This is a genomic window from Streptomyces sp. CA-210063 (assembly GCF_024612015.1).
In the GTDB taxonomy this organism is placed as follows: domain Bacteria; phylum Actinomycetota; class Actinomycetes; order Streptomycetales; family Streptomycetaceae; genus Streptomyces.
On record NZ_CP102512.1, the window covers coordinates 8,620,540 to 8,637,899 of the forward strand.

A 17,360-nucleotide genomic window follows, 5' to 3' on the forward strand; every position below is an offset into this window, starting at 1 on the left:
TCGTGCGCTCCGTCTCCCGCGTCGTCTCCCTCGTCCCGTCACTGACGGAGGCCGTCGCCGTCTCACTGCCCGGTCTGCTGGTCGGCGCCACCGACTGGTGCGACCACCCGGGTGATCTCGATGTCGTACGGGTCGGCGGGACCAAGAACCCCAAGACCGACGTGATCGCCCGCCTCGCCCCCGACCTCGTGATCGCCAACGAGGAGGAGAACCGCGAGCCCGACCTGACCGCCCTGCGGGAGGCGGGCGTCGAGGTCCTCGTCACCGAGGTGCGGGACGTACCGGGCGCCGTCACGGAACTGGACCGCGTGCTGCGGGCTTGCGGAGCCCGGTCCCGCCCGCGCTGGCTCGACGAGGCGGAGTCGGCGTGGTCACGGCTGCCGGATCCGGCGGTCGGCCCGCTGACCCCCGGCCGTCGTACGACCGCCGTCGTGCCCATCTGGCGGCGGCCCTGGATGGTCCTCGGCCGGGACACCTTCGCCGGTGACGTGCTCGCCCGGCTCGGCGTCGACAACCTGTACGCCGGGCACGCCGAGCGCTACCCGAGGGTCCCCGTCGAGGAGCTGCGGGCTGCCGCGCCCGATGTCGTCGTCCTGCCCGACGAGCCGTACCGCTTCACCGCCGACGACGGCCCCGAGGCGTTCCCCGGGCTGCCGAGCGCCTTGCTGAGCGGCCGTCATCTCACGTGGTACGGCCCGTCCTTGGCCGAGGCCCCTCAGGTGCTGGGCGCGGCGCTGCGAGCAGCTGTCCGCTGACCAGTCCGCGCATGGTGTGTGCGGCGGCCGTCGCCCAGGCGGCCGGCAACAGCACGTAGAGCGCGACGGCGAGGACGTCGAAGGCGACGAGGCCCGTGTGCCGGGCCAGCGCCTCCGCTCCGGTCACACAGGTCCCCACCGGGAAGGTGAACGCCCACCACGCCATCGAGAACCCCATGCCCCGCCGCCGGGCCCGCACGAGCATCGCCCCGGCGAGAGCGAGCCAGAGCAGCGCGAAGCCCATGACCGGGACGCCGTGGAGGACGGCGAACACGACGAGGCCGTGCGCGTACGGGGTCGGTACGGCCTCGGGGGCCGCGTCGGCGAGGTTGCCGACGGCGGTGGTCGACTGCCCGAGCGGGCCCAGGACCAGGAAGAGGCTCGGCGTGAGCGCGAGCGGCAACGGCCCCGCTGCGACCAGCCGCCCGAACACCAGCGGCAGCACGAGCAGCGTCGCCAGCAGACTCAGCCCGAACAGCGCGAGACAGCCGAACAGCAGCGTCTGCCGGGCCTGCCCGGGCGGCAGATACGGGACGAGCAGCGGGCCCAGCGCGGCGGAGACCATGGGCGCGACGAGGGGGAGCAGCAGTACGGGGGTGACCTGGGCCGGCTCGATCCGGTGGCGGACGACCATCAGGTACGGCACGACGACGGCGGCGGCCAGCCCCACGACCGTCCCGGCGCCGAACAGCACCACGTCCAGCGCGACGGCTGCCCGGACCCCGGTCCAGTCCCGGCCGACGACGAGGGCACCGCCGCCCACGGCCAGCAGGGCCATGGAGCAGCAGCCGTAGAAGGGGGCCACGGCCGGGTCGAGGAGATGGGCACGGGCCTGGTCGCGGTGGTGGACCCAGTGCAGGGCGCGGGCGGCGAGGAGGGCGACCAGAGCGAGGAGTGAGAGCGCCCAGACCGCCGTGCAGACCGTCCGCAGGCCCGGCACGTCCAGGGGAAGGCCGGCACCGGCGGTGGCCACGATCGCGGTGCCCATGATCGGGGCGTACCAGTGGGGGCCGAGGTGGCGGAGGGCGGGGAAGCGGGGGTGGGGGCTGGGGCCGGGAGGCGTCGTCGAGGAGCGGGTCGGACGGGCCGGATGCGCAGCATGGACCGGGCGGACCGGGCGGACCGGGTGAGCCGCTGGACGGGCCGGAGGGGCTGGGTGGGCTGGGGGAGCCGGGGGAGCCGGGGGAACCGGGTGCTCCGGACGGGCTGCGATGGCCATGTTCCGAGCGTTCCGCTGTCGCGCGGGCCCCACCAGGGAGTTCGGTTGTATGGGGACATAAGCTGGGGTTATGAGTGAGAGCGAGGAGCGGGGCGGGCTGGGGCATCGGGTGCCGGATCTCGGGGCGCTCGAACTGCTGCTGGCCGTCGCGCGGCTGGGCTCGCTCGGGCGGGCGGCGCGGGAGCTGGGGATCACACAGCCGGCCGCGAGCAGCCGGATCCGCTCCATGGAACGGCAGTTGGGCGTGGCTCTGGTCGACCGGTCGCCGCGCGGGTCCCGGCTCACGGACGCCGGGGCGCTCGTGACGGACTGGGCCCGGCGGATCGTCGAGGCGGCCGAGGCGTTCGACGTGGGCGCGCAGGCGCTGCGGGACCGGCGCGACTCCCGGCTCCGGGTCGCCGCGAGCATGACCATCGCCGAGTATCTGCTGCCCGGCTGGCTCATCGCGCTGCGCGCCGAACGCCCGGACACGGCGGTGTCGCTCCTCGCGGGCAACTCGACGGTCGTCGCGGAACGGCTGCTCGCGGACGAGGCCGACCTCGGCTTCGTCGAGGGGCCGACCGTTCCGGCCGGGCTGGACGCGGCCGTGATAGCCCACGACCACCTGATCGTCGTGACCGCCCCGAGCCATCCCTGGGCCCGCCGTCGCAAGGCCCTGGACGCGGCGGAACTGGCCTCCACGCCGCTGATCCTCCGTGAGAAGGGGTCCGGTACGCGGCAAGTCCTGGAAGGGGCCCTCGGCGGCCTGGCCCGCCCCCTCATCGAGCTTTCCTCGACCACGGCGGTCAAGTCCTCCGCGCTGAGCGGGGCGGGGCCGGCCGTCCTGAGCGAGCTGGCCCTCGGCGAGGAGTTGTCCGCTCGCCGTCTGGTCCGCATCCCCGTCCACGGGGTACGGCTGCGCCGGGCCCTACGGGCGGTCTGGCCGACGGGCCACCGGCCGACGGGGCCGGCGAGGGATCTGCTGGGGCTCACGCGGGGGCCTGCGGCGGGCGGTTGAGGGGGAGTTGCGCCCCCGCCGCCCCTTCCCGTCCCATCCCTGGGGGCTGCGCCCCCAGACCCCCCTTCGGCCTGAACGGCCTCGTCCTCAAACGCCGGACGGGCTGGATATGCCTGAGGCCCGCATCAATCCAGCCCCTCCGGCGTTTGAGGAGCGGGGTCTGGGGCGGAGCCCCAGGGATGGGACGGGTAGGGGCGGCGGGGGCGAAAAAGCCTGACGGCACCCGGCACGGCATGGCTCAGGACGCTCCCTCCACGAGCGCCCGCATCACCCGTACGTCCTCGCCCATCTCGGGATGCCACTGGACGCCCAACACCCACGCGGGGGCGGGCAGTTCGATGGCCTCGACCGTGCCGTCGGACGCGTGCGCCGAGGCCAGGAGGCCACCGCCGAGCCGGTCCACCGCCTGGTGGTGGTAGGTCGGGACGTCGGTCTCCTCGGGGGCGATCCCGGCGTAGCGCGTGCCCGGTACGGGCTTCACCGGGTGGTGGCCGAAGACGCCGACCTCGATGACGTGGTCGTCGAGGTGCTGGATCAGCGTGCCGCCGAGGGCGACGTTCAGGAGTTGCATGCCGCGGCAGATGCCGAGCAGCGGGGTGCCGGAGTCGAGGGCCGCGTGGATCAGGGCCAGCTCCCAGGCGTCACGCGCCGGCGCCGGCGGGCCCGTGCGCGGCTCGCGCTCGGCGCCGTAGCGCGACGGGTCGATGTCCGGCCCGCCCGCGATCACCAGCCCGTCGAGCCGCGCGACGGTCTCCGCGGCGTACGACGGGTCGTCCGGTGGCAGCATCGCGGCGAGCCCGCCCGCCGCCTGGACGAGCCGGGGGTAGCCGACCGGCAGCAGGGCGGCCTCCAGCTCCCACACGCCCCAGCGCGTACCGGACTCCAGATACGTACTCACACCGATCAGCGGCCTGGCCACGTGCTTCTCCCTCGCGCTCGACGGGACCGTCACCCAATGGAAATCGTTCATACCTTTATGGACGGGTGAGGGCAAGGCGCCCCTGGTAAGCCCGCCCGCCGGCGGGGACCTTCACGTCAGGAACCCCCGCAACAGCGCCGCCGTTCCCGCGCAGTGCTCCCGCATGATCTCGCGCGCCCCGTCCGCGTCCCCGTCGAGGACGGCCTCGACGAGGGCGACGTGCTGCCGCTGGGAGTGCTCCAGATTGCGCACGAGGAGCGGAATGCAGTCGAGGAGCTCGTTGACGGAGGCGCGTACGGCCGCGTACTGGGCGGTGAGGGAGGGGGAGCCGCACAGTTCCGAGAGGGTGAGGTGGAGGAGCGTGTCGAGGCGGCGGTATTCGGCGAGGGGTGCCTCGTGGGTGCGGGCCAGCGCCTCACGGAGGCGGCCGGCCTGCTCGTCGGTCAGCCCGTGCGCCGCGCACAGCCCGGCCGCCCCCACCTCCAGCACCTCCCGGAAGCGGAGCACGTCCTCGATGTCGACCTCGGCGATACGCCGGCGCAACTCGTCCTCGCCGCCGGCGTCGGTACGCGGCAGCACGAACGTGCCGCCGTACCGCCCGCGCCGCGCCTCCACCAGACCCTGGTCCTGGAGGACCTTCAGCACCTCGCGCAGCGTCACCCGGCTGATCCCGAGCCGTTCGGCCAGCTCGCGCTCCGCGGGCAGCCGTTCGCCGCCGGGCACCAGTCCGAGCCGTACGACCTGCAGGATCTGCTCCAAGGCCTCCTCGAAGCCGTTGCCCGCCCGGACCGGCCGCAGCACCGGGGTCAGCCGGTCCTCGGGACCGCCGTCAGGATCCACCGACATGTGGCCGTGCCCCCTTCCCAAGCAATGGTTCTCGGCAATACCTTATGACTCCCGGTCCGGCCGATGAAGCGCGCGGTACGAAAGCAGTACGAGCAGAAGTGCGCGAGCGCCGAAGAAAGCCCAAGGAGGCCTCCCCCGTGGCAGACCGCACACCCCCGCTCTCCGTCGAGGAACTGCACGCCCTCGTCGCGGGCGGTGAGATCGACACTGTCGTCCTGGCCTTCCCCGACATGCAAGGCCGACTCCAGGGCAAGCGGTTCGCCGCGCGCTTCTTCCTCGACGAGGTCCTCGCCCACGGCACCGAGGGCTGCAACTATCTGCTCGCCGTCGACACCGAGATGAACACCGTCGACGGCTACGAGATGTCCTCCTGGGACCGGGGCTACGGCGACTTCGCCATGCATCCCGACCTGTCCACTCTGCGCCGGGTGCCCTGGAACGAGGGTACGGCCATGCTGATCGCCGACCTGGCCTGGAACGACGGCTCCCCGGTCGTCGCCGCGCCCCGCCAGATCCTGCGCCGCCAGCTGGAGCGCCTCGCCGAGCTGGGCTACACGGCCAACGTCGGCACCGAGCTGGAGTTCATCGTCTTCAAGGACACCTACGAGCAGGCCTGGGACGCCGGCTACAAGGGTCTGACTCCGGCGAACCAGTACAACATCGACTACTCCGTGCTCGGGACCGGCCGTATCGAGCCCCTGCTCCGGCGGATCAGGAACGACATGGCGGCCGCCGGGCTGACCGTCGAGTCCGCCAAGGGCGAGTGCAACCCCGGGCAGCACGAGATCGTCTTCAAGTACGACGAGGCCCTGGTCACCTGCGACCAGCACGCGATCTACAAGACCGGCGCCAAGGAGATCGCCGCCCAGGAGGGCGTGTCGCTCACCTTCATGGCGAAGTACAACGAGCGCGAGGGCAACTCCTGCCACATCCATCTGTCCCTGGCGGACGCCGACGGCGTCAACGTCATGGCCGACGGCCGCGACATGTCGCCGGTCATGCGCCACTTCCTCGCCGGACAGCTCGCCGCGCTCCGCGACTTCTCACTGCTCTACGCGCCCAACATCAACTCGTACAAGCGGTTCCAGCCCGGCTCCTTCGCGCCGACCGCCGTGGCCTGGGGCTACGACAACCGGACCTGCGCGCTGCGGGTCGTCGGGCACGGCCGCTCCCTGCGCTTCGAGAACCGGCTCCCCGGCGGTGACGTCAACCCGCACCTCGCCGTCGCCGGACTGATCGCGGCCGGGCTCCACGGCATCGAGCAGAAGCTGGAGCTGCCCGAGGTCTGCGAGGGCAACGCGTACACCGCCGGATACGCCCAGGTGCCGACCACCCTGCGCGAGGCCGCCGAGCTGTGGGAGAACAGCCCGATCGCCAAGGCCGCCTTCGGTGACGAGGTGGTCGCGCACTACCGCAACATGGCCCGCGTCGAGCTGGCCGCCTTCGACGCCGCCGTGACCGACTGGGAGCTGCGCCGCTCCTTCGAACGTCTGTGATTCACCGAGCACGTCCGTGATTCACCCGCTGTGAGAGGCCCTTTCTTGTCCGGACAGTCCGAGCAGTACGAGCAGCAGCTCCAGGTACTCAACCCCGCCACCGAGGAGGTCGTCGCCACCGTCCCGGCCGCCACCCCGGCGGACGTCGACGCGGCCGTCGCCCTGGCGACCAAGGTCCAGCGGCTGTGGGCCCACGCCATGAGCCCCGCCGACCGGGCCCGGCGACTGCGCCGCTTCGCCGCGACGGTGGACGAACACCTCGAAGAGCTGGCCCTGCTCGAGGTCCGGGAGGCCGGGCACACCATCGGTAACGCCCGCTGGGAGGCCGGCAACGTCCGGGACCTGCTCGACTACGCGGCGGGCGGCGTCGAACGGCTCACCGGACGGCAGATCCCCGTGGCCGGCGGCCTCGACGTCACGTTCCTCGAACCGCTCGGCGTCGTCGGCGTGATCGCGCCCTGGAACTTCCCGATGCCCATCGCGGCCTGGGGCGTCGCCCCCGCGCTCGCGGCCGGCAACGCGGTGATCCTCAAGCCCGCGGAGACCACCCCGCTCACCGCCCTCCGCCTGGTCGAACTCTCCCGTGAGGCGGGCCTGCCCGAGGGGCTGTTCCAGGTGCTGCCCGGGCACGGCCCCGTCGCGGGCAACGCCCTCGTCGAGCACCCCGGCGTGGCGAAGATCGTCTTCACCGGGTCAACAGCCGTGGGCAAACAGGTGTTGGCAAAGGGTTCGGCGCTGCTCAAGCGCGTCACCCTCGAACTCGGCGGCAAGAGCCCCAACATCATCTTCGCCGACTCCGACATCGAGGCCGCCGCCGCAGCGGCTCCCATGGCATTCCTCGACAACTCCGGCCAGGACTGCTGCGCCCGCACCCGCATCCTCGTCCAGCGCTCCGCCTACGACCGCTTCCTCGACCTCCTCGCCCCCGGCATCGAGTCCGTCCGCGTGGGCGACCCGGCCGACGAGGCCACCCAGATGGGCCCACTGATCTCCAAGGTCCAGCTGGACCGCGTCCGCTCGTACGTCGACCCGGACGCGCCCGGCATCCGCGGCAAGGCCCCCGAGGGCCCCGGCTTCTGGTTCCCGCCGACCGTCCTCACCGGCGTGGAGCCCCACGCGCGCGTGGCCGCCGAGGAGGTCTTCGGACCCGTAGCCGTGGTGCTCCCCTTCGAGGACGAGGCCGACGCGATCAGGCTCGCCAACGACACCCCGTACGGCCTCTCCGGCTCCATCTGGACCCGGGACGTCGGCCGTGCGCTGCGCGTCTCCCAGGCCGTCCGCGCGGGCAACCTGTCCGTCAACTCCCACTCCAGCGTCCGCTACTGGACCCCCTTCGGCGGCTTCAAACAGTCCGGCATCGGCCGTGAACTCGGCCCGGACGCCCTGACCGCCTTCACCGAAACCAAGAACGTCTTCATCAGCACGGAGGGCCCCGCACAGTGACCGAATCGACTGGATCGACTGGATCGACGGGCGAAAACATCTGCCGCCGCCTCGTCGGCCGTACCGCCGTCATCACCGGTGCCGGCAGCGGCATCGGCCTCGCCACCGCGCGGCGGCTCGCCTCCGAGGGCGCGCACGTCGTCTGCGGTGACGTCGACGAGGTGCGCGGCAAAGCGGCCGCCGAGGAGGTCGGCGGTATCTTCGTGAAGGTCGACGTCACCGACCCCGAGCAGGTCGAGGCGCTGTTCAGGACCGCGTACGACACCTACGGCAGCGTCGACATCGCCTTCAACAACGCGGGCATCTCGCCGCCCGACGACGACTCCATCCTGGAGACCGGCCTCGAGGCCTGGAAGCGGGTCCAGGAGGTCAACCTCACCTCCGTCTACCTGTGCTGCAAGGCCGCGCTCCCCTACATGCGGCGCCAGGGCAAGGGCTCGATCATCAACACCGCGTCCTTCGTGGCCCGCATGGGCGCGGCGACCTCCCAGATCTCGTACACGGCCTCCAAGGGCGGTGTGCTGGCCATGTCACGGGAGCTGGGCGTGCAGTTCGCGCGGGAAGGCATCCGCGTGAACGCCCTCTGCCCGGGGCCGGTCAACACCCCGCTCCTCCAGGAACTGTTCGCGAAGGACCCGGAGCGGGCCGCGCGCCGGCTCGTGCACATCCCGGTCGGACGGTTCGCGGAGGCCACCGAGATCGCGGCCGCCGTCGCGTTCCTCGCCAGCGACGACTCGTCCTTCGTGAACGCCACCGACTTCCTGGTCGACGGCGGCATTTCGGGCGCGTACGTCACCCCGCTCTAGGCAACCGGAACACCGACACCGTCGGTGTGATTAAAGTGCCGGGATGAGCAGTTCGCCGCCGCCCGGCTGGTACCGCGACCCGTCCTTCCCGCTCACCGAACGCTGGTGGGACGGGGCCGCGTGGACCGACCACCGCCGCCAGCCGGAGCAGCCCGTGCCGCCGGTGGTCCAGCCACAGCCGCCCGCGGGCAGGGGCCCCGGGCGCACCAAGGTCGTCGTGCTCGCCGTGGCGGGGGCCGTCCTGGTCGCCGGGGCGATCACGGGCGGCGTCCTCGTCCTCGGCAAGGACGGCGACGGAGGCCAGGAGACGAGGACCGCGACGACCTCCCCGACCTCCGACGGCGACGGGAGCGACAGCCCGACCCCCACGAAGCCCGCCACCGCGTCCCCCACCGGGGACCCGACCGTCGTCGTGGACGGCCTCAACGGCATCACCTTCCCGGTCCTCGACGGCTGGGTCGACGGCGACGGATCCGCCGAGGACGACGCCGTCCTGGTCACGGACGGTGGCATCTACGACTGCCCCGGTGACAACGGGCTGTGCCGCAGGGGCACCGTCGTGTCGCGCACCGTGACCGGCAGCAGCGAGACATCCCCGAAGGTCCTCGCCGAGAACGACATCGAGGACGCCGCGAACGACGCGTACGACCGCGACGAACTGGACCGGCGCCCGTACAACGGCATCACCGGCCACGAGGTCGTCGACTCCGGTTCGGTCGCCGTCGCGGGCCGCGCCGGGTACTTCGTGCGCTGGCGGGTGACGACCGGGGCCGGACCCGGCGGTTACGTCCAGTCCCTCGTCTTCCCGTCCAGCAGCGGCTCCGAGGCCCCCGTCCTCGTCCGGTTCGCCCTCGACGCGGGCGACGACGGACCGCCGGTCGGCGACATCGACAGGATCGTCAAGGGCATCCGACCGGTGGACGACGCCGACACCGGCGGGGGAGTGGGCAGCAGCCTCGGCCCGTCGTGAGCCCGGGCGCCTACGAGCGGGCTCCCGGGCTCCGGTGCTACAGGAACGTGTGGCCCTCGCCGCGGTACGTCGGCACGGTCGCCGTCACCTCGTCGCCCTCCACCAGGTGCAGCACGTCGAACCGCTCGCACAGCTCGCCGGCCTTGGCGTGCCGGAACCACACCTTGTCGCCGAGCAGCAGGTCGTCCGCGGGCGCGCCGAGCAGCGGGGTCTGCACCTCGCCCGGGCCCTCCTGCGGGTCGTACTTCAGCCCCTCCGGCAGATACGGCACCGGCAGTCGGTCGGGGCCGGGCGCGCCGGAGGCCGGATAGCCGCCGCCCAGGACGGTGACGACCCCGACACCCGGGCGCCGTACGACGGGCATGGCGAACAGCGCGGCCGGACGCCCGCTGAACGAGGTGTAGTTGTCGAACAACCGCGGTACGTACAGGCCCGACCCGGCGCCGATCTCGGTGACCGCGTCCTCCGCCGCCGTGTGCTGCACACTGCCCGTGCCGCCGCCGTTGACGAACTCCAGGTCCGGCGCCACCCGCCGTACGGCACGCACGACTTCGGCCCGCCGCGCGGCCAGCTCCTTCTTCGCGGTGGCCTGCATCAGCCGCACGGCACGCGACCGGATCGGCCGCCCGGCCACCGAGTCACCGACACCGGCGATATGACCCTCGTACGCCATGATCCCGACCAGTTTGAACCCCGGGCGCTCGGCGACGGCGCGGGCCATGTCGGCGACCTGCGTGGGGGAGTGCAGCGGGGAGCGCAGGGCCCCGACCCGCAGACGCCCCCCGAGCAGCTTCAGCGAGGTGTCCAACTCCAGGCAGACACGCACCACTTCGGTGCCGCCCCGCCGGGCGCCGTCGATCAGCTGGAGCTGGGCGGGGTCGTCGACCATGACGGTCACGGCCGCGGCGAGCTTGGGGTCGCCCGCCAGCTCGGCGAAGGCCTCGTGGTCGGCCGACGGGTAGGCGAGGAGGACGTCCTCGAACCCGGAGCGGGCCAGCCACAGGGACTCGGCGAGGGTGAACGACATGATGCCCTGGAAGCCCTCACGGGCCAGGACGCGTTCGAGGAGTGCCCGGCACCGTACGGACTTGCTCGCGACGCGGATCGGCTTGCCGCCGGCCCTGCGGACGAGATCGTCGGCGTTCGCGTCGAAGGCGTCGAGGTCGACGATCGCCAACGGTGCGTCGAGATGAGCTGTGGCCCGGTCGTACCGGGCCCGGTCGGCGGCGCGCGCAGTCATGAACGAAGACTGCCAGACATGATTACCGCAGGGTAGGGGGACGTTCCGGGCTAAAGCCACGGTCCCGCGGTCTGGTTCCCGTTCGACCGGGGCCAACCCGTAGAGTGACGCGCACGCAGGGACGACCTCGACGGGGATGCACATCCGCTGCCACGGGTATGGCTTGCCCGTGGTGTTGGCGGGCCGTCGGCGGGGCGACTCCCACGGTTTGCGTGACGGCCGCTCCCCACGGGCGGTCGGACGCCCGGACGACCTCCGGGTCGGCCCGGGACGAGGAAACGGGGGGTGCATGAGCACGGAAGCGCGCCGCGCCTCCATCCCTCCGCGCCCACCGGCCCCACCCCGCCCGCCGATACCGCCGGGCCACGAACCGTCGCCGGCGACACCGGGCGACCCTCCGCATCCGCAGGCGCAGCCGCCGTCGCGTGAGTCCGCGTCGGATCGGTCGGACGCAGGCACTCCGGGACCGCTTCCTCCGGTCGGCTCCGGCCCGGTGGGGGACTCCTCGGCTCTGCCGCCCCGACCGGATCGCGCGCCCTCGACCGGGGGCGGGCCGACCGTGCCACGGCGCCCGCAGCGGCCGCCGGTTGCCGGTGTGCCCGTGCGGCCCGGCACTCCGCCCCGTCCGTCCTCGGCGCCCTCATCGACGCCGGGTGGGTCCCGGGACGTACGGCACCTGGGCGCGGGCGACGCGCAACGGCGGCCTTACGGCCCCGACGCGACGAACACGACGGAGAACAGGCAGAGTTCCGACGGGCAGGGCGGGCCCACGCCCTCCCGTACGCACGGCTCCGGCCCGGCTGCCGGCCAGAGCGGCCCCTCGCACAACTCCCGGCAGACAGCCGGGCAGAGCTCCCCACGTGGTTCCGATCAGGGCCCCGGGCACAGCCCTGCGCGTGGTTCCGGCCAGTCGGTCGGGGAGGGCTTCGCACGTGGTTCCGACCGTGGGGCCGGGCACAGTCCTGCACGTGGCGTCGGTCAGTCGGTCGGGCAGAGCCCCTCGCGCGGTTCCGTCGTGGACGGTGGCGCCGCCCCCCACCGCGTCGAGCACCCGCGCTTCTCCGACTTCCGCCGTAGCGTCGGCCAGAACGGCGGCACCCCCGCCGCCCCGCCGCCCCCGGCGGCCTCCGCCCGTTTCCCGGACGCCCCACCGGCAGCCACGACACGCTTTTCGGACTCCCGCTCGGCCTCTCGGCTCCCGGACGAGGCCCCGCCCCCGGCCTCGGCACGCTTCCCCGACGCCCCGCCCTCGGCGCGCCATGCCGGGCGGCGCACGGGCGCCGCACAGACCTCGGGCGGCCGGGCCGACGACTCGGCCCCGATCCCCGGCAGCCGGTCGTCCCGTGCCTCCGACTTTTCCGCTGCCTCCGGCTTTTCCGCCGACGGCTCATCTCCACGTTCCACGGGCCCCACCCCCGGTGACCGTTCGTCCCGTCCCTCCGGCCCTACGCCCGACGGGATGGCGTCGCGTGATGCCACCGGTTCCCCTCCCGGCGGCGCGTTGCCGGGCCCCACGGATTCCACTCCCGACGGCGGGTCTTCGCACCCCTCCGGTTCCACTCCCGGTGGCGCGTCGTCTCGACCTCTCGGTTCCACTGCCGGCGGCGCGGCGTCTCGCCCCTCCGGCCCCACTCCCGGCAGCACATCGCCCCACGAGACCGGGCAGCCACGGGCGTCCGCGCCCCGCACCGGCGTGCCGGCCTCCGGTCGTGCCGTACCGCCGCAGGCAGTGCCCCTTCGTAGCCCCCTGCCCGAAGAGGTCGGCCCGGCGTCGACCCCCCGGCCGCGTCCCCTCACGCCCGAGCGGCCCGGTGGCTGGCAGCCCCCGACGGGCCCCTCCCGGCGGTCCGCCGAAGCGCTCGACGCCGCGTTCGAGGCGTCGGCCGGGCGGCCCTTCGTGACGTTCGCGCAGCCGGACACGTCGCCGTGGACGCCGCCCGAGTCGTACGACGGGCGGCGCAGGCCGAGGCCCTCCAAGGCGCGTGCGGCGGCCGTGGCGGCCTGTGTGGTGCTGGGCGTCGGGCTCATCGGCGGCGCGGCGGCGGGGAGTTGGCTCACCGGGGACCCCGGGTCGGACGGTTCCCGCGACACCTTCGCGGCGGCCGGGCAGCTGTGGCACGGCGTACCCGTGGACGAGTTGTTCCCGCCCACCCTCCAGGGCGAGGGCGCCGGACCCGGCGGCACCGACCGCACCTGGACCCGGATCGCGGTCGCGCCCGACAGCGGCTGCGCGGACGCCTTCGACCCGCTGCTGCGCAAGGCCCTCGCTCCCGTCGGCTGCCTGCGGCTGCTGCGCGCCACCTACACCGACGCGACCCGCAGCAACGTCACCACCGTCGGCCTGCTGTTCACCAAGGGCGACGCCACCGCGATGACCGCCCTCAAGGCCCGCTTCGAGAAGGACGGCCTCGACCGCCGTACCGACCTGATGCCCCGCCCGTACGCCGCCGAGGACACCGTCGCGGCCGGGTTCGGCGACAGCCAGCGTGCCTCCTGGACGATCTCCGTCCTCACCGAGGCCCCGGTCGTCGTCTACGCCGTCTCGGGCTTCGCCGACGGCCGTACCGTCACCGACCCGCAGCCCGCCGCGGACGCGATGAAGTCCGGCGCCACCACGGCCCCCGCCCAGTCCGGCCTCGGCCACGAGGCCCAGGGCCTCGCCGACCGCGTCGAACGCGGCCTGCGCAAGACCGCCGCGTCCGCCACGGAGCAGCCTTCATGAGAGCCGAGAAACCCGCCCCGACCACCGATAAACCCGGGACCACCGGAAAGGCCGCGACCACCGGAAAGGCCGCGACAGCAGCAGCCGCCGGAAGAGCCGTGAAAGCCGGCCGGCGCGGCCTGCGCGACCGGCATGGCCTTCGTGACCGACGCGGCCTGCGCGGCCGCCGCGCCCCCCGCCTCGGCCTTCTCAGCGTCCCCCTCGCCGCCTCCCTGGCCCTCCTGCCGTCCACCGCCGCGCACGCCGACGGCATCCGTGACCAGCAGTGGGCGCTGGACGCGATGCACGCGCAGGAGGCGTGGCGCACGACCAAGGGTGCGGGCATCACCGTCGCGGTCCTCGACACGGGCGTCGACGACGAGCACCCGGACCTGACCGGCAACGTCCTGCCGACGAAGGACATGGTCGGCTTCGGCGCGTCGCGCGGCGACCGCTCCTGGGCCCGGCACGGCACCGCCATGGCGGGGATCATCGCCGGACACGGACACGGCGTGAACAACGCCGACGGCGTCCTCGGCGTCGCCCCCGAGGCGAAGATCCTCCCCGTCCGCGTCATCCTCGAAGACGGCGACTCCGCCCGCTCCAAAGCCCGCAGCACCCGAGGCAACGCCCTTGCCGAAGGCATCCGCTGGGCCGCCGACCAGGGCGTCGACGTCATCAACCTCTCCCTCGGCGACGACTCCAAGTCCGCCCACCCGGAACCCTCCGAGGACGCCGCCGTCCAGTACGCCCTGAAGAAGGGCTCGATCGTCGTCGCCTCGGCCGGCAATGGCGGCGAGAAGGGCGACCACATCTCGTACCCGGCGGCCTACCCGGGCGTGATCGCGGTGACCGCCGTCGACGAGGACGGCAGCCGCGCCCCGTTCTCCACGCGCCGCTGGTACGCCACCATCAGCGCCCCCGGTGTCGACGTCGTCATCGCCGACCCGGACCGCAAGTACTACGAGGGCTGGGGCACCAGCGCCGCCGCGGCCTTCGTCTCCGGCGCCGCCGCCCTCATCAAGGCGGCCCACCCGGGCCTGACCCCCGCCCAGGTCAAACGCCTCCTGGAAGACACCGCCCGCGACGCCCCCGTCGGCGGCCGCGACGACTCCCGCGGCTTCGGCTTCGTCGACCCGGCGGCCGCCATCGAGGCGGGCGGCGAACTCGTCCCCGACGACCTCAAGTCGGCGTCGTACGGCCGGAAGTACTTCGGTTCCGGCCCGGACCCGGTGGAGCAGGAAGACCCGACCGCCGGCTGGACCGCCCCCGCCGCGGGCGGCCTCGGCGTGATCCTGCTGGTCACCGGGGTGGTGGTCTGGCGCGGACGCGGTCGCGGCCGCCCCGACGAGTACGTCATCTGACACCTCGGAGCCGAGGGCAGCGTTCCGACGCCCAGGAGTCGGTGGCCGCCCTCCGACGCCCAGGAGCTGGTGGCCGCCCTGCGACGGCTACGACCCAGTGGTCGCCCGCCGCGGCTACGAGCTGGTGACCGCGCTCCCCGTGACCGTGGCGTCCGAGGCACCCGCCGTGTCCCCGAACACCGAGACGGCCGCCCGGGCCGCCGCCTCGACCAGCGAAATCCCTTGCGCCTTCGTCGTGTTGCCGTTCGACACCACCGCGACCAGGTACTCCTGCCCGCCGACCGTGACCCGGCCGACGCTGTTGATGACCCACAGCCCGGTGGCCGTACGCGGCAGCCACCCGTTCTTCAGGGCGAACGCCGATGCCGACGAGGCGGAGGCAGCCGCCGAGACACCCCAGTCCTGGTCCGCCGCGATCCGCCCCATCAGCTCCTGGACGTACGCCCGCGAGGCCGCACTCAGCTTCGATGTGTCGTCGTCCCCGAACACCTGCTGGAGCAGGGCGAGTTGATCGGCCGCCGTGGTCTGCGTCAGGCCCCAGTACAGGCCGTCGCCGCCCTCGGTCCCCGTCAGCCCGAACCGCTCGTTCGCGGCGTCCAGGCCGTCCGCCTGCCCGATGGCCTTCCACAGGGCCGTCGCCGAGGCGTTGTCGCTGTTCCGGATCATCGCGGAGGCGTACGCCCTCTCCTGCGCGGTGAGCCGCCGGTCCGCGTCCTGAGCCTGGAGCAGCAGCGCCGCCAGGATGTTCGTCTTCACGATGCTCGCGGTGTCGAACCGCGCGTCCCCGTACACGGCCGAATCCCCGGACGCCACGTCCAGCACGGCCACGGACACCGCCGCCCCGTCCTCGACGGTCACCTCCGCCAGGGCCGCCGAGAGCAGAGCGTCGTGGTCCACCTCGGGCGCCGCCACTGGTTCCATCGAGGCCTCCTCAGCGACCACGTCCGCGCCCGGCGCGGTGGAAGCGGAGGCCGAGGGCGATACCGACGATGACGCCGACGACGATACGGCGGCACTCCCGCCGTCATGCGCCTGGGCCCTCACGTACACCGTCCCGGAGGCGGTGCCGCCGACGAGGAAGAGGGCCGCCAGCGCGACATGGAAGAGCGGACGGCGCCCGGAGGGGCGGGCGCGGCGACTGGCTCTGGGTGCGGGCATGCCGCGATGCTTCTGCCCCGCGCTGTGCGCTTGGTTAGGCGATTGTTAGATGCTTGTCAGGGAAAGCTGAGAAAACCGTGAGTGATGTGACGCTCACGTTTCCGGCCCGGCAAAAGCCCAGGAGAGTTCCCCCGATAGGGTCGACGACCGTGGCGAACAAGAACATTCCCGACCCCGGCTTCTCCGACGACGACGGCTCCGCCGACCCCCGGCTGAGCGCCGCGCTCGCCGCCTGGGCCGAGGACCGGACCGCCGTGGGCCCCGTTCTGGAGGCGCTCAAGGGCGCCCGGCTGCTCGTCCCCGTCGTGGCCGTGCTCGGCGAGGTCGAGGTGGACGAGAACGGCTTGCGCCGCGAGAAGACCAGCGACATGGCCGTGCCCACCCTGAAGGCCGGGGGCCGCACGGCCCTGCCCGCCTTCACCTCCACCGACTCCCTCACCCGATGGGACCCCGCCGCCCGCCCCGTCGCCGTACCCCTGCACCAGGCCCTGCAGGCCGCCGCGCACGAGAAGGCCGACACGATCGTGCTCGACCTCGCCGGGCCCGTCCCCTACGAGCTGACCGGCCGCGCCCTGCTCGCGCTCGCCGAGGGACGCACCACCACCGACCCGCTCGCCGACCCCGCCGTCCTCGACGCCGTACGCGCCGCCGTCGCCGCCGAGCCGGCGGTGCTCCGCGCCCACCTCGGCCCCGGACAGGCCGACGGCACCCTCGCGCTCGTCCTCGACCCGTCCGCCGGCCCGGCCGAGACCGCGCGGTCCGTCGCCGGCCGGCTCGCCGCCGACGAAACACTGCGGGCCCGCCTGGTACGCGGCCTCGACCTGGCACTGCTGCCGGCCGGGGCGACGCCACCGGGCGAGCCCTTGTACGTACGCCGGTGAAAGCACGTACGTCGGTGAGCGGGATGAGGGGATCGAGGGCCTAGCCGTAGATCGGGCCCGTGTACTTCTCGCCCGGCCCCTGGCCCGGCTCGTCCGGGACGAGCGACGTCTCGCGGAACGCCAGCTGCAGCGACTTCAGACCGTCGCGCAGCGGGGCCGCGTGGAAGGAGCTGATCTCGGTCGCGGAGGCGTCCAGCAGACCGGCGAGGGCGTGCACCAGCTTGCGGGCCTCGTCCAGGTCCTTGTACTTGTCGCCCTCCTCCGTCAGGCCGAGCTTCACCGCGGCGGCGCTCATCAGGTTGACGGCGACCGTCACGATCACCTCGACCGCGGGGACCTCGGCGATGTCGCGGGTCATCGAGTCGAAGTCGGGGTTCTCAGGAGGGGTCTCACTCATGCCCCACACGATAGGCCCCGGCACGTACGCCCCGGCCTGCGGGAGTCCGCCGCACCCCGATTGGCACGTCAGGTTTCAACCCGGTATGGTTGTGGCTACGACCGGCTGGACACCTGCGTGTCCGGCCCGCAAGTGGAGGCTCCGAACTCCCACCTGACTGTCCTCCGG

General features: G+C 73.3%; 16 protein-coding genes. 9 read left to right on the forward strand and 7 right to left on the reverse strand.

Annotation, left to right across the window (positions count from 1 at the left end; translation table 11 throughout):
• Window positions 1-2: 2 nt before the first annotated feature.
• Window positions 3-755 (forward strand): helical backbone metal receptor, encoded by a 753-nt coding sequence (locus JIX56_RS37675; RefSeq protein ID WP_257547369.1) that lies wholly within the window; start codon window positions 3-5, stop codon window positions 753-755.
• Here JIX56_RS37675 and JIX56_RS37680 read toward each other — a convergent pair.
• Entirely contained in the window at window positions 682-1,743 is a 1,062-nt protein-coding gene (locus JIX56_RS37680) for a TDT family transporter (protein WP_443031936.1), read from the reverse strand. The genes JIX56_RS37675 and JIX56_RS37680 overlap by 74 nt on opposite strands.
• Window positions 1,744-2,044: 301 nt before the next feature.
• On the opposite strand from JIX56_RS37680, the gene JIX56_RS37685 reads away from it, so the two are divergent.
• On the forward strand, window positions 2,045-2,971 hold the full coding sequence (locus JIX56_RS37685) for a LysR family transcriptional regulator (protein ID WP_257547371.1): 927 nt from the start codon (window positions 2,045-2,047) through the stop codon (window positions 2,969-2,971).
• Window positions 2,972-3,209: 238 nt separating this feature from the next.
• On the opposite strand, the gene JIX56_RS37690 is transcribed toward JIX56_RS37685, so the two are convergent.
• Complete coding sequence (locus tag JIX56_RS37690; protein ID WP_257547373.1) at window positions 3,210-3,890, reverse strand: gamma-glutamyl-gamma-aminobutyrate hydrolase family protein; 681 nt, start codon at window positions 3,888-3,890, stop codon at window positions 3,210-3,212.
• 111 nt (window positions 3,891-4,001) lie between these two features.
• Window positions 4,002-4,736 carry a FadR/GntR family transcriptional regulator gene (locus tag JIX56_RS37695; RefSeq protein WP_257547375.1) on the reverse strand — a complete coding sequence of 245 codons (735 nt, stop codon included), beginning with the start codon at window positions 4,734-4,736 and terminating at the stop codon, window positions 4,002-4,004.
• Window positions 4,737-4,873: 137 nt separating this feature from the next.
• Here JIX56_RS37695 and JIX56_RS37700 point away from each other — a divergent pair, with 137 nt between their 5' ends.
• Genes JIX56_RS37700 through JIX56_RS37715 form a run of 4 tightly spaced genes read left to right on the forward strand, consistent with a single transcriptional unit; the run spans window position 4,874 to window position 9,451 of the window.
• Window positions 4,874-6,232 (forward strand): glutamine synthetase family protein, encoded by a 1,359-nt coding sequence (locus tag JIX56_RS37700; RefSeq protein ID WP_257547377.1) that lies wholly within the window; start codon window positions 4,874-4,876, stop codon window positions 6,230-6,232.
• A 45-nt stretch (window positions 6,233-6,277) separates the two neighbouring features.
• Complete coding sequence (locus JIX56_RS37705) at window positions 6,278-7,675, forward strand: aldehyde dehydrogenase family protein (RefSeq protein WP_257547379.1); 1,398 nt, start codon at window positions 6,278-6,280, stop codon at window positions 7,673-7,675.
• Window positions 7,672-8,481, forward strand: a complete 810-nt coding sequence (locus JIX56_RS37710) for a 3-oxoacyl-ACP reductase (RefSeq protein ID WP_257547381.1) — start codon at window positions 7,672-7,674, stop codon at window positions 8,479-8,481. The genes JIX56_RS37705 and JIX56_RS37710 overlap by 4 nt, the downstream gene beginning before the upstream one ends.
• 43 nt (window positions 8,482-8,524) lie before the next feature.
• The gene (locus JIX56_RS37715) at window positions 8,525-9,451 is read left to right on the forward strand and encodes a DUF2510 domain-containing protein (RefSeq protein ID WP_257547383.1); all 927 of its coding nucleotides are present in this window, start codon (window positions 8,525-8,527) and stop codon (window positions 9,449-9,451) included.
• Between the two features lie 37 nt (window positions 9,452-9,488).
• On the opposite strand, the gene JIX56_RS37720 is transcribed toward JIX56_RS37715, so the two are convergent.
• Window positions 9,489-10,691, reverse strand: a complete 1,203-nt coding sequence (locus JIX56_RS37720; RefSeq protein WP_257547385.1) for an amino acid deaminase/aldolase — start codon at window positions 10,689-10,691, stop codon at window positions 9,489-9,491.
• A gap of 978 nt (window positions 10,692-11,669) precedes the next feature.
• Window positions 11,670-12,095 carry a hypothetical protein gene (locus JIX56_RS37725; protein ID WP_257547387.1) on the reverse strand — a complete coding sequence of 142 codons (426 nt, stop codon included), beginning with the start codon at window positions 12,093-12,095 and terminating at the stop codon, window positions 11,670-11,672.
• Window positions 12,096-12,420: 325 nt separating this feature from the next.
• On the opposite strand from JIX56_RS37725, the gene JIX56_RS37730 reads away from it, so the two are divergent.
• A complete protein-coding gene (locus tag JIX56_RS37730; RefSeq protein WP_257547389.1) occupies window positions 12,421-13,413 on the forward strand; it encodes a hypothetical protein in 993 nt (330 codons plus the stop codon).
• Between the two features lie 98 nt (window positions 13,414-13,511).
• A complete protein-coding gene (gene mycP, locus JIX56_RS37735; protein WP_443031937.1) occupies window positions 13,512-14,756 on the forward strand; it encodes a type VII secretion-associated serine protease mycosin in 1,245 nt (414 codons plus the stop codon).
• Between the two features lie 114 nt (window positions 14,757-14,870).
• Here the strand turns inward: mycP and JIX56_RS37740 are convergent, their stop codons facing one another.
• Complete coding sequence (locus tag JIX56_RS37740; protein WP_257547391.1) at window positions 14,871-15,914, reverse strand: class A beta-lactamase-related serine hydrolase; 1,044 nt, start codon at window positions 15,912-15,914, stop codon at window positions 14,871-14,873.
• A gap of 149 nt (window positions 15,915-16,063) precedes the next feature.
• On the opposite strand from JIX56_RS37740, the gene JIX56_RS37745 reads away from it, so the two are divergent.
• Entirely contained in the window at window positions 16,064-16,795 is a 732-nt protein-coding gene (locus tag JIX56_RS37745) for an SseB family protein (RefSeq protein ID WP_257547392.1), read from the forward strand.
• Window positions 16,796-16,835: 40 nt separating this feature from the next.
• On the opposite strand, the gene JIX56_RS37750 is transcribed toward JIX56_RS37745, so the two are convergent.
• Window positions 16,836-17,192 (reverse strand): DUF1844 domain-containing protein, encoded by a 357-nt coding sequence (locus JIX56_RS37750; RefSeq protein WP_257547394.1) that lies wholly within the window; start codon window positions 17,190-17,192, stop codon window positions 16,836-16,838.
• Window positions 17,193-17,360 lie beyond the last annotated feature (168 nt).